This is a genomic window from Candidatus Kosakonia sp. 282A-S69 (genome assembly GCF_029433855.1).
Lineage (GTDB): Bacteria > Pseudomonadota > Gammaproteobacteria > Enterobacterales > Enterobacteriaceae > Kosakonia > Kosakonia cowanii_A.
On the sequence record NZ_JAROAU010000003.1, the window covers coordinates 1,412,875 to 1,425,972 of the forward strand.

The following is a 13,098-nucleotide window of genomic DNA, read 5'->3' on the forward strand; positions in this document are numbered from 1 at the left end:
CATGTTGACCCTCTTCGGTTTTCCCTGGCTTGAGACCCTCTCCGCCATGGCGCTGGCAGGCAGTCTGCTGATCTATGTTCTTTTGGATGGCACCGATCTGGGGGCCGGGCTTCTCACCGGATTTCAGCGCAACCCGCAGGCGCGCCAGGATATCAACCTCTCGCTGCTGCCTGTGTGGGACGGGAATGAAACCTGGCTGGTGCTGGCGGCAGGCGGCCTGCTCGGGCTCTTTCCGCTGGCCTACGGCATCGTGCTGAGCGCGCTCTATATCCCGCTGTTTGTGATGATGCTGGCGCTGGTGGTGCGCGGCATGGCAATTGAGTTTCGCCCCCACGCGCCGCGGCTTTTCGACGCGATGCTCTTTAGCGGCTCGCTGCTCTGCGCGCTGGCGCAGGGCGTGGTGGTCGGCGCGCTGATGCAGGGGATCGCCACCGACGGGCAGCAGTTTACCGGCAGCGCGTTCGCCTGGCTGCGGCCTTTTCCCCTTTACTGCGGCGTGGCGCTGGTGGCGGGCTATGCGTGGCTTGGCGCGGGCTGGCTGGTGTGGCGTATGACGGGCGAGCTGCGCGCATGGGCGCGGCGCGTTTTGCCGAGGGTGGCACTGGTCAGCCTGTTAATGGTGGCGGGGCTGCTGGTGTGGTGCGCAGAGTTGCAGGAGAGCTGGCGGCAGCATCTGCTCAACCCGCTACTGTGGGGACCCTCTCTCGCCGTGGCTCTTGCGGGCATGGCGCTGTTTGTCGTTGGTCTGCGTAAAGGGCGCGATTTTATGCCACTGCTCGGCGTGCTGGTGATGGTCAGCGTGGCGTTTTGCGTGCTGGCCTTCACGCTGTTTCCCTGGATCGTGCCGCCGCATCTGACTCTCAGCCAGGCGGCGGCACCGCCCACCACGCAAAAATTCCTGCTGATCAGTTATGGTCTGTTGGTGCCGGTCACGCTGCTCTATAACACCTGGGGCTTTCGGTTATTTAGTGGAAAAATTGGCGGCTAGTTTGGCAAAAGCGGTCTATAAGATTAGGGGCGAAGATTTATACAACGGCACTGCGCGGAGAGGGCTTCATGTCCAGAGCAAAAGCGTACAACCTGAAACAGGCGTATCAGATGGCGACATCGGGCAAATATCAGCAGGTGGAGCTGGCGTTTGATGTCGATGCCGATACCTTTTTTATGTTAACAACCAACTATGGTTTGAGCGGGGCGAAAATTGAGCGCCACGATCGCCATTTTGTGCTGACGCTGGAGCAGGAGAGTTCCCACACCTCGGGTTAAAATGCCACGCGGCTGTCATACCGGCGTGACAATTCTCTCTTTTAATGAACGCAAGCCTGCCGGAAAGCCTGCGGCTTGATCTGTTGTTACCCCTGTTTTTGGCGGCCCGTTTGCCGCCGCACTTAACTCGTTATCACACACTTTTCCCGGCAGCCTGCCGGGATTTTTTTGCCAAAAAAAGCCTGCGCCCCTTTGCAGGTGGCGCAGGCTTGTGTGGTGAAGCGAGATTACAGCAGGTCGAAGCGATCCAGATTCATCACTTTCGTCCAGGCAGCGACGAAGTCGGTGACAAACTTCTCTTTACCGTCGGCGCTGGCATAGACTTCCGCCAGAGCGCGCAGCACCGAGTTGGAGCCAAACACCAGGTCAGCGCGGGTGGCGGTATACTTCACCTCACCGCTGCGACGATCGCGGCCTTCGAACAGTTCGCCTTTCTCATCGCTCGCCTGCCAGACGGTGCGCATATCGAGCAGATTTACGAAGAAGTCGGTATTCAGTACGCCAACATGGTCAGTAAAGATGCCGTGCTTGCTGCCATCATAGTTAGCACCCAGGGCACGCAGACCGCCGACCAGCGCAGTCATCTCCGGCGCGGTTAAGGTCAGCTGCTGGGCTTTGTCCACCAGCAGCGTTTCGGTGCTGACACCATCCCAGACGCGGCGATAGTTACGGAAACCATCGGCCAGCGGCTCCATTAAGGCAAAGGCGTCGACGTCGGTCTGATCCTGACGTGCATCCACGCGGCCTGGCGTAAAGGGAACGGTGACCTGCACCCCGGCTGCAGCTGCGGCTTTTTCCACGCCGACCACGCCTGCCAGCACAATCACATCCGCCAGCGAGGCTTTGCCGGAGGTTTGCTGAATGCTTTGCAGGGCGGGCAGCGCTTTCGCTGCAATAGCGTTCACTGCCCAGCCACTCTGCGGCGCCAGCGCCAGACGCGCACCGTTAGCGCCGCCGCGTTTGTCGCCACCCCGGAAGGTGGAGGCGGAGGCCCAGGCCACGGAGACCAGTTCGCTCACCGACAGGCCAGACTCAGCAATGGCGGCTTTCAGGCTGGCAATATCCGCGCCGTTCGGCTGATGCACCGCCGCCGGCAGCGGATCCTGCCAAATCAGATCTTCTTTCGGTACTTCCGGGCCAATGTAGCGTGATTTCGGCCCCATATCGCGGTGAGTCAGTTTGAACCACGCGCGGGCAAACGCTTCGTTAAACGCCTGCGGATCGTTAAGGAAGCGGCGGGAAATTTTCTCGAACCCGGGGTCAAAACGCAGCGTCAGGTCTGTGACCAGCATTGTCGGTTTACGTTTTTTCGCCGGATCGAACGGATCCGGGATCACAGCTTCAGCATCGACCGCTTCAAACTGGATTGCACCGCCCGGGCTGCGGGTCTGCACCCACTCATATTTGAACAGGTTCTCGAAGAAGTAGTGGCTCCATTGCGTCGGGGTTTGCGTCCAGGCCACTTCCAGCCCGGAGGTGATGGCATCCGCGCCTACGCCGCTGCCATAACTGCTGCTCCAGCCAAGCCCCTGCGCTTCCAGCGGCGCGGTCTCCGGGTCGGCACCGACATAATCCGGCGCGTGGGCCGCACCGTGGGTTTTACCCAGCGTATGACCACCAGCGATCAGCGCCACGGTCTCTTCGTCGTTCATGCCCATATTGCCAAAGGTCGCACGGATCGCCGCGGCGGCAGAGATCGGTTCCCCGCTGGCGTTCGGCCCTTCCGGGTTGACATAGATCAGCCCCATCTCGGTCGCGCCAATGGCGGCCTGCGCCAGGCTTTCCGGGTGGCGGTGGGTCAGCCACTCCTTCTCGCTGCCCCAGTCCACGTCCATATCCGGTTCCCAGACATCTTCGCGGCCTGCGCCAAAACCAAAGGTGCGGAAGCCAGAGTTCTCCAGCGCCACGTTACCGGCAAGGATCATCAAATCGGCCCAGGAGATCTGCTGCCCATACTTCTGTTTAACCGGCCACAGCAGGCGGCGGGCTTTGTCGAGGCTGACGTTATCAGGCCAGGAGTTGAGCGGGGCGAAACGCTGCTGACCACGGCCGGAGCCGCCGCGTCCGTCAACGGTGCGGTAGGTACCCGCGCTGTGCCAGGCCATACGAATAAAGAGACCAATGTAGCTGCCCCAGTCTGCGGGCCACCACTCCTGGGAGTCGGTGAGCACGCCGCGAATATCGGCTTTGAGGGCGCTGTAATCGAGTTGTTTAAAGGCTTCGCGGTAGTTGAACTGCTCGCCCAGCGGGTTAGAGCGGCTGGAGTGTTGATTTAACAGATCGACACGCAGTTGGTTCGGCCACCAGTCACGGTTAGTGGTCGGGCCGCTGCTTTTGGTGTCCGGCTTGCTGGCTTCCTGATGAAAGGGGCATTTGCCCATCGCGGCATCGCGGTTAGTCTCGTCTGACGTGCTCATAACTGGCTCCATTGGCTTACGTATGCCGTTACGATATCCCGCCGTCACAGTTAAAGGTACTTGGATGAATCTACGGATTTGATAGTTAATACCTTTCCTAAAAAACAGACCGTTTCGCAGGCTGGCGGCGGGTTATGGATAGCGATATATCGCGCAAGCCGCGCCACCGCTGCGTTTGCGCCGATCTGATTTGCGCATTTTACTGGCTGAATAGCCGCAATGGGCTACCCTCATTACTCCAGATCATGTTCAAAGGAGAGACAATGAAAAGGCTGGCTCTGTACCTCGTACTTCCCCTCGCTCTTGCCGGATGCAACGCCAATAACACCCCGCCGCAGACGCCGATCCCTGGTGAAAAAACGTCGGGTAAATTACAGACGCTGGAGACCGGCGCGGCGGTGATGCAGTCCCGCCCGCCGATTGACGCCATCAGCACCTATCTGGATGGTTTCCACTTCTACAGCGGCAACCAGAAGGGGCAGATGGAGGCACACCACTATGTCACGGTATTAAATGAGGATGTGATGCAGGCGGTGATTTACGACGGCAACACGCGCGATGCGCGGCTGATGGGCGTGGAGTACATCATCAGCGAGCGGCTGTTCAAAACCCTGCCCGCGGAAGAGAAGAAGCTCTGGCACAGCCATCGCTATGAGGTGAAATCCGGCACCCTGGTGGCACCGGGCCTCCCTGCGGTGGCAGATAAGGCGCTGATGAGCAAAATCGTCAACACCTATGGCAAAACCTTCCACACCTGGCACACAGATCGCGATAAAACCCTGCCGCTCGGCACACCGGCGCTCATGATGGGCTTTACCGCTGACGGGCAGCTCAACCCGGCGCTGCTGGTCGATCGCGATCGCCGCTTCGATATCAACACCCAGGCGATCAAAGCCGAGCGCGCTGACCTTCCCGCACATCCTGTCGCCAAGGGCGCAGATGCCTGGGAGCGGGGGGAGGCGGTACAGCTTCGCGTGGTGCCGGTTTCGGATAGCGCATCCCATACCCACTGACGCTTCAGGAGGTCATGATGATCGTCCATCACCTTAACTGCGGGTGCATGTGCCCGCTCGGCGGCGCGCTATACGATGGCTTCAGCAAAGGGCTGCATGCCCACCTGGTCTGCCACTGTCTGCTGATAGAGACTGACCGCGACGGGCTGGTGCTGGTCGATACCGGTTTTGGCCGCGACGATATGCAGGCGCCGCAGCGCCGTCTGTCGGGCTTCTTTCGCCTGCTGAACAACATCCAGCGCCGTGAGGAGCTGACCGCGCTGTCGCGCATTCAGGCGCTCGGTTTCAGGGCGGAAGATGTGCGCCATATCGTGCTGACGCATCTCGACTTTGACCATGCCGGTGGCCTGACCGATTTTCCGCATGCGCAGGTACACCTGATGCAGCAGGAGATCGACACCGCCCAGCAGCGTCACAGCTGGCTCCAGCGCGAGCGCTACCGGCCGGGTCAGTGGAGCGCGCGCTCCGGCTGGCACGGTTATGCGCCACAGTGGGAAAAGTGGTTTGGTTTTGAGGCGGTCACGGCGCTGCGTGGTCTGCCGCCGGAGATCCTGCTGGTGCCCCTTGCCGGGCATACGCCGGGTCATGCAGGCGTGGCGATCCAGCGCCCGGAAGGGTGGTTGCTGCACGGCGGGGATGCGTGGTTCTACCGTGAAGAGATGGGGCGTCCTGAACGCCACTGCACACCGGGGCTGCGCTTCTATCAGTGGATGATGGGGATGGATAACCGCTCGCGCCGCGTTAACCAGCAGCGCCTGCGGGAACTTTCCTGCGCCCATAAAGAGGATCTGACGCTCTTTTGCAGCCATGATGCGCTTGAGCTGCGTGCATTGCAGCAGGGCAGGGCATAAAAAAACACACCCCGCAGGGGGTGTGTTTGTTAACCGCAAGCGGAATTACTTTTTCGGCTTCGGTTCGCCGATACCGAGCTCAACGCCGGTAATCGGTTCAACAGACGGGTCAGACATGGTGCGGTCGCTCATCGCTTTCACCATCGCCAGCTGTTCCGGTGTCAGCTGCACCGTAATCAGACCATCGCCACCATCAACGGCCGGCTGCGGATTAGCAACATACTCAAAGTTCTCGTCGCTGTTCCAGCTTCCGCGCGGATCATCACCTTCCGACATGTTGTAGTAGACGTTACTGTACTGCTCAATCGGCGGCAGTTTACCCGGCGGGAAGTTGTTGCGAATGGAGTAGAGCGCCTTCTCAAACGACATCATATGCGCCACTTCACGGGTCATCAGGAAGCCGAGTGCATCTTTCACACCCGGATCGTCGGTGACGTTGATCAAGCGCTCATAGATGATTTTTGCGCGCGCTTCGGCGGCAATGTTGGAGCGCAAATCAGCGGTGACTTCGCCGATGGTGTCGATGTAGGACGCCGTCCACGGTTTACCCGCAGAGTTGGTCAGCGCCGGGCCACCGCCGTAGAGCAGGGAGGTGACATGGCTGTCGTTACCGTTCTGCGTCAGGGAGCGGTAGAGCTCCGCTTCGCTTTCGGTGCCTTCCGCCAGCGCGCCTTTCGCCCCTTTGTTCAGCATGCCGACCAGCGAGCCGATGATTTCGAGGTGGCTGAGTTCTTCGGTCGCGATATCCATCAGCATCTCTTTACGCCCGGCATCATCATCACCCAGACCCTGAGTAAAGTAGCGGCACGCCGCGGCCAGTTCGCCCTGTGGACCGCCAAACTGCTCAAGCAGCAGATTGGCGAGACCCGGGTTTGGCTCGCTGACGCGAACCGTATATTGCAGTTGTTTTACGTGACGAAACATTGCTTGCCTCCTGAATTCTAATAATTATTTTTTCGCTTCTACGCCATCCGCATCGCTGCGAAGCAGGAATTGAGCGGTAACATCCGGAATATGATTCAGCGCCCATTCAGCCATGGCCACTTCTTCGGCAAGAATGCGTTTGAAAATATCTACGCTGGCGATATCACCGGCTTTTTCCGCTGCGGTGATAAGGGATGTATAACAAGCAATCTCAAATTGCTCAAAGACGTAGCTGCTGATGGAGCCTTTAACGACTTCATCCGGTGCAAACATTCCGCCGAAAGCCTGACCCATCGCCGCCATTTTGCTGGTGGCATCTTTCATGACCGAACGATTAATATCGTTGCGATCCATAACTTCTTCGATTAATTGGATCTGACCCTGCGTTTCGGTCAGGTGCTGGGCAATACGGGCACGCAGATCCGGGTAGTTATCGATACGCTCGCTCATGGATTTCAGCATCGACTCAGCCTGTTTTTCCATCGCGTGGGCATCACGTAACCAGTCATGATAATTTTCTTGAGGTGTCATAATGTAATCCTTCTCTTCGTCGTTTTCGCGTAAGGGGAATTGTGTGCCAGCGTTTCGCTTTCGCACCGAAAATATTTTCGCAGTGATGTTTTGTTCGAATAACGAACCGGGAGTGATTCGCCTTAGTCGTTAATTTAAAGATGTGCAAGTCATCGGCTAATAATAAAATCCTGTGTTTGAAATCGATATTTAATTATTAAGCGAAGATATTTCGCACCCACAAATAAAACTAGCTGGTGCTGCGTTTTAGTCAAATTTAGAGAGGAAAAAACCGTTATTACGGCCAGATTGAGAAGAATCTCAAAGCGGGTTATGCTGGGCGGGGCAAATAAGCGAAACGGCAGAGAAAATATTAATGACAAAATTAAACAGTACGGTATTTGATGCGTTTCGCTGTCTGAATTTACTGGCGACCGGTAATCGCGCGTTTGGCATTCGTGAGATGGCTCGCGAACTGGCGCTGGACTCGGCCAAAGTGACCCGTCTTATGCAGACCTTACTGGCATTAGAGATGGTGCAGCAGGATGCGAAGCGCAAATATCGCCTCGGCATGGGCATCCACCGCTTATCCGCCAGCGCGATCCACCACTCTGCCTTTTACACCGCCGCGCTGGAGATGCTGGAGGAGACCGGCAGCCATAACGTCTCGATTGTGATTGGCGTGCTCAGCGGGAACGAGGTGGTCTATCTGCTGCATACGCGCGGTGGCAAAAGCATCGCCCGCGCGATTGGCAATTATGCCTCCTGGCCGGTGCGCGATTCAGTCATTGGCATCAAGCTGCTCTCCACCCTGAGCGATGAGGAGATCATTAACCGTATCGGTATCCACGATTACCATCTTTTGCAGCAGGATATTGAGCAGGCGCGGCAGCACCAGGTGTTTGGCAAGGCGTGGGCGCCAGGGGATTACCGGCTGGCCTGCATCATCCCGGGGATGCAGGCGGCGATTGCGCTCTCCAACATTACCGGCGATAAGGTCAATATCGACACCCTGCGCCAGTTTCTCCTCTCCGCCGCGCGCAAGATCAGCGGCGAATCACTCCCCCCGGTGGAGTAACTGCTGGCAGCGCTGCGCGGTAACCGCCGTCGTTTGCCCCGGTCTGTAGAGCGATGAACCCACGCCAACGCTGTCGTAGTGGGCCAGATAAGCGGCGGCATTACCGATCTCTACGCCGCCGACCGCAGAGAAGGGCACTGCTTTCGAGAGCGGGCCTTTGATCATCTGCGGAAAGTTCAGCGGCAGCGCCGAGGCGGGGAAGATCTTCAGCACATCTACCCCCAGTTCGCAGGCGCGAAAAATTTCACTGCTGCTGAACACCCCGGCGCAGACGCGCAGCCCCTGCTGCTGCGCTGCCTCCACCACTCGCGGATCGAGGTTTGGCGTCAGGATAAACTGCGCCCCGGCCGCGCGGCACGCAGCCACCTGCTGCGCGGTCAATACGGTTCCTGCCCCAAGCGTGACGGCGTCGCCAAACACCGATGCCACGCGCGTCAGGCTGCTCTCCCACTGCGGCGAGTTGGTCGTGATCTCGATAGTGGTAATGCCGTGATCGCGCAGGCAGGCCACCTGTTCGATGCACTCAGCGGGGGCAATCCCGCGCAGGATGGCGACAATCTGCTCAGGTTTCATCACGGAATACCTCATTCAGCCCGGCGATCAGCGCCTGCTCTGCGTCAAGGGTAGTGAAGGGCAGACTGAGCGCCTCGCAGGCCAGGGCATAGCGTGGCAGCAGCGCGCGGCTGCCAATAAAGCAGACGGCTTCTGCGCGTGGATGACCCTGCAGGATCTCATGGGCGATCAATAAACCTGACAGCCACGCGCCCGCAGCGGCCGGATCGAGATCGCCGAGAATATAGTGTCCGCGACAGCGAAACAGCTCGCTTACCAGCGTCGTTTCCCCTGATTCCACCTGCCGGGCGGTGGCCACACCGCGCAGAAACGCCTCGTCTGAAGCCGACTGTTCCGGCAGCCCTTTGCCGACTATCGAGTGGTTCAGCACCAGGCTCCAGAGCTCGCCGGTCATCAGGGTGCGCAGGCTCTCCACCTGCTGCTGCGCGCGGTTGACCGTCAGCCATTTGCTGTGGGTGCCGACGGCGGCGAAGGTCTGGCCGGGGGTCAGCGTCAGTGCACCGGCGAGCTGCATCTCTTCCCCGCGACAGATCTCCATCACCCGCCGGTCACAAATACCGGGGCGTAGCGTGACGGGGTTGGGCAGAATACCCGGCAGCGCGCGCCCCTTTGCCGTCAGCTGGGCAAAACTGAGCGGCAACGGCAGATAGCCCGCATCAGCCAGGCCAATATTGCTGCCGACCATGCCGCATAACAGCACCGGCAGCGTCTCATCCCACCCCTCTTCAAGGCGCAGCAACTGCTCACGCAGAGTATCGGGCAGCGCCTCGCGCGCGCATTTGCCCACGCCGCACCCGGCCTCCACGCTGCGAAACACCTTGCCGTTACGCACGCTGAGGGCGCGAAAATTGCTGCTGCCCCAGTCCACCGCGATGTAGTTCATCGGCTCGCCTCCAGCACCGCCAGCGGCAGGGCATGGGTAAGATCGCGCAGTTCGTCACGGGTCGCCTCGTCAAGCCCCTTTGCCGGTTCACGCACCACATCGGTGGCGAAAATTCCCGCCTGGTGCAGCACGGTTTTGTGAATGGCGACCCCCAGCCCCGGCTGTACGCCGTAGCGCAGGAAGGGGAGGTAGCGGTAAAAAATCGCCTGCGCCTGCTGCTTATCGTGCTGCCAGGCGTGAAGGATAGCGTTAATGACCTCCGGGAATTCGCAGGCGGGCATGGTGCCGATAATCCCCCGGCGCAGCTCTTCATAGAGAAAAGCGCCATTCAGGCCGCCGAACAGCCCGACACGATCGCCGAGCGCCTGCTTCAGGGCGCTGATCTTCAGCGTGGTCGGCGGTTGCTCCACCTTGATGTATTTGATAGAGGGAAAATCCTCGCACAACTTCACCATCGTCGGCACCGGGATGTTCACCCCGGTCATCAGCGGCGCATCCTGCACCATAATGTCGATATCGCAGGCGGAGCAGATATCGCGCCAGAAGTTATAGATCTCCTGCGGGCCAGGTTTTACCACTGACGGCGGGTTGACCATCGCCACCTGCGCCCCCCAGCGCTGTACGCGCTGAATATCGTCGATGGCCACCACCGCAGAGGCGCCACCTGCGGCAGCAATAAGGGGCAACGCGCCGGTCAGACGTTTTACACAGGCAAACAGCACCTCTTTTTCCCCGGTCGTTAGCGCATAACCTTCCGACGCATTGCCAAACAGCGCCAGCCCGTCGATCCCCTGGGCCAGCAGAAACTTCACTAACTTCTCGATGGAGCCTAAGTCCACCTCGCCATGCTCATCAAACGCCGTCGCCAGAATGGGCACATTACCCTTTAACATGTGACCTCCATTACCGATTCGCGCACCCGCGCTTCATTGACTGCAATCCCCAGACCTGCACCCTGCGGCAGGGCGTAGTGACCCGCTTCGCACACCAGCGGCGTATCGAGCAACTGGTTGGCAAGCTCAAACACCGGCGGCTGATACTCAAGCATAAAAAGATTGGGCAGCGCGGCGGCGACGTGGATCGAGGCGGCGATACAGGGGCCGAGGCCGACGCTGAGGTGTGGCGCAACCTGTAAATTCCAGGTCTGCGCAAGCGAGGCGATATGCATCAGCTCGCTAATGCCGGTGCGCCCGACGTCCGGCTGCACGATGTCCATTGCCCGCTGCTCGATAAAGGGCCTGAACTGGTAGCGGGTGCGCTCGGTTTCGCCCAGCGCAATCGGCAGCGGGCTTTTTGCCCGCAGCTCGCGGTGCCCGGCGATATCCTCCGGCAACAGCGGCGCTTCAAGAAAACCGACGCCAAGAGGATGCAGCGCGTTGGCCAGCTCCGCCGCCTGAGCCACGCTGTAGTTCCAGTGGGCATCGAGAAAGAGAGTCGCTTGCGGCCCGAGGGTGTCGCGAATGGCACGCACATTCTCAATGTCCTGCTGCACGCCGTAGCCGAGCGCCAGCTTGATGGCATTGAACCCTTTCTGCTGCCAGCGCAACGCCAGCGCGCAGCGCGCCGGGAGATCCGGCTCCGGCAGGCCGGAGACATAGCAGGGGATCTGCTCGCGAAACGCGCCGCCAAGCAACTGGTAAACCGGCTGATCGAGGATCTGCCCTTTCAAATCCCACAGCGCAATATCCACTGCCGCCAGCGCGTCGATGTGATACCCGGTGATATGGCCGCGATCGCGCATCGCGTCATACATCCGCGCATTGAGCACCTGGCTGGCAAAGGGTGACTGGCCGGTTAACAGCGGTGCAAAGAGTTGCGTAATTAACTCGGCGATCACCTGCGGCACGACGGGGGCGAGGGCTTCGCCCCAGCCGACGTGACCGCTGTCGGTGGTGATTTTGACAAGGCAGGTCTCCATCTTGCGCGAATAGACGCAGCGGTACTCCGGGCGGTAGTAATAATCGCTGTCACTCGCCTTCACCTCGCCGCCGAGATAGGGCTGCGGCGCGGTGATTTTGAGCGGGAAACAGTCGATACGGCTGATCTTCATGACGACTCCAGGTCAGGTTAATCGAGGACTTTGCCGGCGGTCTCTTTGGCGATCCACACGACAATAAAGGAGATAAGGGCAGTGCCCATCACGTACCACGCCGGTGAGAGCGGGTCGCCGGTCAGGGTGATAAGCCCCGCCGAGGCGAACGGCGTCACGCCGCCAAATACCGCAACGGTGAGGTTGTAGGCGATGGCGATGCTGCCGTAGCGGATGGCGGTCGGGAACAGCTCAACCATCGCCGCGCCGCAGCCGCCGTTAAACATGGCGACAAAGATGCCGAGCAGGCTCATGGCGGCAATCGAGGCGCCAACCGAGCCCTGGCTCATCAGCAGCATGGCCGGCCAGGTAAAAAGAATGAAGCCGCCGCAACCCATTAACATGAGCGGCCGCCGGCCCCAGCGATCGGAGAGATAGCCGGTTAGCGGCATACAGACCGCCACGCTCAGCAGCCCCAGGGTGGTGATGAGATAGGAGTCGGTGCGGCTGTAGTGCAGATGGGTGGAGAGATAACCCGGCATAAAGGATTGCAGCACCCAGCTGCTCACCGCTTTCACCACCACAAAGCCGGTGCAAAACAGCAGGGCGGTCATGGAGGTGGAGAGGGTTTTACGCAGCGGTGAGGACTCAAGCTTGCCGCTGGCTTTTAGCTTATGGAACTCGGCGGAGTCTTCCATATTGCGGCGCATATAGAGCCCCCCGAGACCGAGAGGGGCGGCGAGCAGGAAGGGGATGCGCCAGCCCCAGTCGTTCATCGTCGCCTCGCCGAGGGTATGAGTGAGCAGCAGCACCAGCCCGGAGCCGCAGACAAAGGCCATAAAGCTGAAGTTTTCGCTCCAGCAGGTGAGCGTCGCGCGGCGGTGCGGCGGTGCGCTTTCAGCGAGATAGGTGATCACGCCTGAGCTTTCGCCCCCGGCGGCGAAACCCTGTACCAGACGGGTGAGCACCAACAGGATCGGCGCGATGATCCCGGCCTGCTGAAAGGTGGGCAAGATGCCCATCACAAAGGTGGAGATGGAGGTGATGACAATCACCGTCACCAGCACTTTGCGCCGCCCCTGGCGGTCGCCCATTGAACCGAAGAAGAGGCCGCCGAGCGGGCGCATTAAGAAGCCGGAGCCGAAGACGGCGAAGGATTTCAGCAGGCCGATCGCCGGGTCGTCGCTGACGAAGAAGTTGCTGGCGATGATCGCCGCCAGCGTGCCGTACAGGCCAAAGTCAAACCATTCGATAAAGTGCCCGACGCCCGCCGAAAGCATGATCCTGGCGGTGCGGCGGGCTGGCACGTTTTGCTCTGCGCCGTCGAGGCCTGTGCGCGGCTGTGAGGTGGTGTGCTCCATTGAGCCTCCCGTAGTGAGTAGGGTATCTGCGTTGTTGTTATCGTCCGGGGAGTGTTGGGGATCGCAGGCTGACAGGCGAGCGGCATGTCACATTGCGTGAGGCTTATCAAAAATTGCGCGGAGAAAGTGCTTCATATAGTGAAGCAGTAAGGTTTACCTACATGGATGCAATGCGCTTTTGTAGGCCGGATAA

At 59.7% G+C, this 13,098-nt stretch carries 13 protein-coding genes; 5 read left to right on the top strand and 8 right to left on the bottom strand.

Annotated elements, in window-relative coordinates; translation table 11 throughout:
* The first annotated feature begins 1 nt into the window (after nucleotide 1).
* Nucleotides 2–988, top strand: a complete 987-nt coding sequence (locus PU683_RS12355; RefSeq protein ID WP_277171855.1) for a cytochrome d ubiquinol oxidase subunit II — start codon at nucleotides 2–4, stop codon at nucleotides 986–988.
* Between the two features lie 68 nt (nucleotides 989–1,056).
* Nucleotides 1,057–1,266 carry a hypothetical protein gene (locus PU683_RS12360; protein WP_277171857.1) on the top strand — a complete coding sequence of 70 codons (210 nt, stop codon included), beginning with the start codon at nucleotides 1,057–1,059 and terminating at the stop codon, nucleotides 1,264–1,266.
* 227 nt (nucleotides 1,267–1,493) lie between these two features.
* Here PU683_RS12360 and katG read toward each other — a convergent pair whose 3' ends face one another.
* Nucleotides 1,494–3,683 carry a catalase/peroxidase HPI gene (katG, locus tag PU683_RS12365; protein WP_277171859.1) on the bottom strand — a complete coding sequence of 730 codons (2,190 nt, stop codon included), beginning with the start codon at nucleotides 3,681–3,683 and terminating at the stop codon, nucleotides 1,494–1,496.
* 263 nt (nucleotides 3,684–3,946) lie between these two features.
* Here katG and PU683_RS12370 point away from each other — a divergent pair, with 263 nt between their 5' ends.
* Nucleotides 3,947–4,696 carry an OBAP family protein gene (locus PU683_RS12370; RefSeq protein WP_277171861.1) on the top strand — a complete coding sequence of 250 codons (750 nt, stop codon included), beginning with the start codon at nucleotides 3,947–3,949 and terminating at the stop codon, nucleotides 4,694–4,696.
* 14 nt (nucleotides 4,697–4,710) lie between these two features.
* Nucleotides 4,711–5,547 carry an MBL fold metallo-hydrolase gene (locus tag PU683_RS12375; RefSeq protein WP_277171863.1) on the top strand — a complete coding sequence of 279 codons (837 nt, stop codon included), beginning with the start codon at nucleotides 4,711–4,713 and terminating at the stop codon, nucleotides 5,545–5,547.
* A 45-nt stretch (nucleotides 5,548–5,592) separates the two neighbouring features.
* Here PU683_RS12375 and PU683_RS12380 read toward each other — a convergent pair whose 3' ends face one another.
* Together PU683_RS12380 and PU683_RS12385 are read right to left on the bottom strand one after the other, a co-directional pair.
* On the bottom strand, nucleotides 5,593–6,471 hold the full coding sequence (locus PU683_RS12380) for a manganese catalase family protein (protein WP_277171865.1): 879 nt from the start codon (nucleotides 6,469–6,471) through the stop codon (nucleotides 5,593–5,595).
* 24 nt (nucleotides 6,472–6,495) lie between these two features.
* Nucleotides 6,496–7,002 carry a ferritin-like domain-containing protein gene (locus tag PU683_RS12385; protein ID WP_277171867.1) on the bottom strand — a complete coding sequence of 169 codons (507 nt, stop codon included), beginning with the start codon at nucleotides 7,000–7,002 and terminating at the stop codon, nucleotides 6,496–6,498.
* A gap of 355 nt (nucleotides 7,003–7,357) precedes the next feature.
* On the opposite strand from PU683_RS12385, the gene PU683_RS12390 reads away from it, so the two are divergent.
* On the top strand, nucleotides 7,358–8,059 hold the full coding sequence (locus tag PU683_RS12390; RefSeq protein ID WP_277171869.1) for a helix-turn-helix domain-containing protein: 702 nt from the start codon (nucleotides 7,358–7,360) through the stop codon (nucleotides 8,057–8,059).
* On the opposite strand, the gene PU683_RS12395 is transcribed toward PU683_RS12390, so the two are convergent.
* The 5 genes from PU683_RS12395 to PU683_RS12415 are packed head-to-tail and all read right to left on the bottom strand — an operon-like array spanning nucleotide 8,039 to nucleotide 12,905.
* A complete protein-coding gene (locus PU683_RS12395) occupies nucleotides 8,039–8,632 on the bottom strand; it encodes a beta/alpha barrel domain-containing protein (RefSeq protein ID WP_277174282.1) in 594 nt (197 codons plus the stop codon). The two genes, PU683_RS12390 and PU683_RS12395, sit on opposite strands and share 21 nt — an antisense overlap.
* Nucleotides 8,622–9,515, bottom strand: a complete 894-nt coding sequence (locus PU683_RS12400; RefSeq protein ID WP_277171871.1) for a 2-dehydro-3-deoxygalactonokinase — start codon at nucleotides 9,513–9,515, stop codon at nucleotides 8,622–8,624. The genes PU683_RS12395 and PU683_RS12400 overlap by 11 nt, the downstream gene beginning before the upstream one ends.
* On the bottom strand, nucleotides 9,512–10,408 hold the full coding sequence (locus tag PU683_RS12405; RefSeq protein WP_277171873.1) for a dihydrodipicolinate synthase family protein: 897 nt from the start codon (nucleotides 10,406–10,408) through the stop codon (nucleotides 9,512–9,514). Before PU683_RS12405 ends, PU683_RS12400 begins: the two co-directional genes overlap by 4 nt.
* On the bottom strand, nucleotides 10,402–11,565 hold the full coding sequence (locus PU683_RS12410) for a mandelate racemase/muconate lactonizing enzyme family protein (RefSeq protein ID WP_277171874.1): 1,164 nt from the start codon (nucleotides 11,563–11,565) through the stop codon (nucleotides 10,402–10,404). The genes PU683_RS12405 and PU683_RS12410 overlap by 7 nt, the downstream gene beginning before the upstream one ends.
* 17 nt (nucleotides 11,566–11,582) lie before the next feature.
* The gene (locus PU683_RS12415) at nucleotides 11,583–12,905 is read right to left on the bottom strand and encodes an MFS transporter (RefSeq protein ID WP_277171877.1); all 1,323 of its coding nucleotides are present in this window, start codon (nucleotides 12,903–12,905) and stop codon (nucleotides 11,583–11,585) included.
* Between the last annotated feature and the right edge of the window lie 193 nt (nucleotides 12,906–13,098).

Coding starts and splice junctions, on each gene's coding strand:
- PU683_RS12355 (WP_277171855.1), top strand. CDS start 2: ATGTTGACCCTCTTCGGTTTTCCCTGGCTTGAGACCCTCTCCGCCATG.
- PU683_RS12360 (WP_277171857.1), top strand. CDS start 1,057: ATGTCCAGAGCAAAAGCGTACAACCTGAAACAGGCGTATCAGATGGCG.
- katG (WP_277171859.1), bottom strand. CDS start 3,683: ATGAGCACGTCAGACGAGACTAACCGCGATGCCGCGATGGGCAAATGC.
- PU683_RS12370 (WP_277171861.1), top strand. CDS start 3,947: ATGAAAAGGCTGGCTCTGTACCTCGTACTTCCCCTCGCTCTTGCCGGA.
- PU683_RS12375 (WP_277171863.1), top strand. CDS start 4,711: ATGATGATCGTCCATCACCTTAACTGCGGGTGCATGTGCCCGCTCGGC.
- PU683_RS12380 (WP_277171865.1), bottom strand. CDS start 6,471: ATGTTTCGTCACGTAAAACAACTGCAATATACGGTTCGCGTCAGCGAG.
- PU683_RS12385 (WP_277171867.1), bottom strand. CDS start 7,002: ATGACACCTCAAGAAAATTATCATGACTGGTTACGTGATGCCCACGCG.
- PU683_RS12390 (WP_277171869.1), top strand. CDS start 7,358: ATGACAAAATTAAACAGTACGGTATTTGATGCGTTTCGCTGTCTGAAT.
- PU683_RS12395 (WP_277174282.1), bottom strand. CDS start 8,632: ATGAAACCTGAGCAGATTGTCGCCATCCTGCGCGGGATTGCCCCCGCT.
- PU683_RS12400 (WP_277171871.1), bottom strand. CDS start 9,515: ATGAACTACATCGCGGTGGACTGGGGCAGCAGCAATTTTCGCGCCCTC.
- PU683_RS12405 (WP_277171873.1), bottom strand. CDS start 10,408: ATGTTAAAGGGTAATGTGCCCATTCTGGCGACGGCGTTTGATGAGCAT.
- PU683_RS12410 (WP_277171874.1), bottom strand. CDS start 11,565: ATGAAGATCAGCCGTATCGACTGTTTCCCGCTCAAAATCACCGCGCCG.
- PU683_RS12415 (WP_277171877.1), bottom strand. CDS start 12,905: ATGGAGCACACCACCTCACAGCCGCGCACAGGCCTCGACGGCGCAGAG.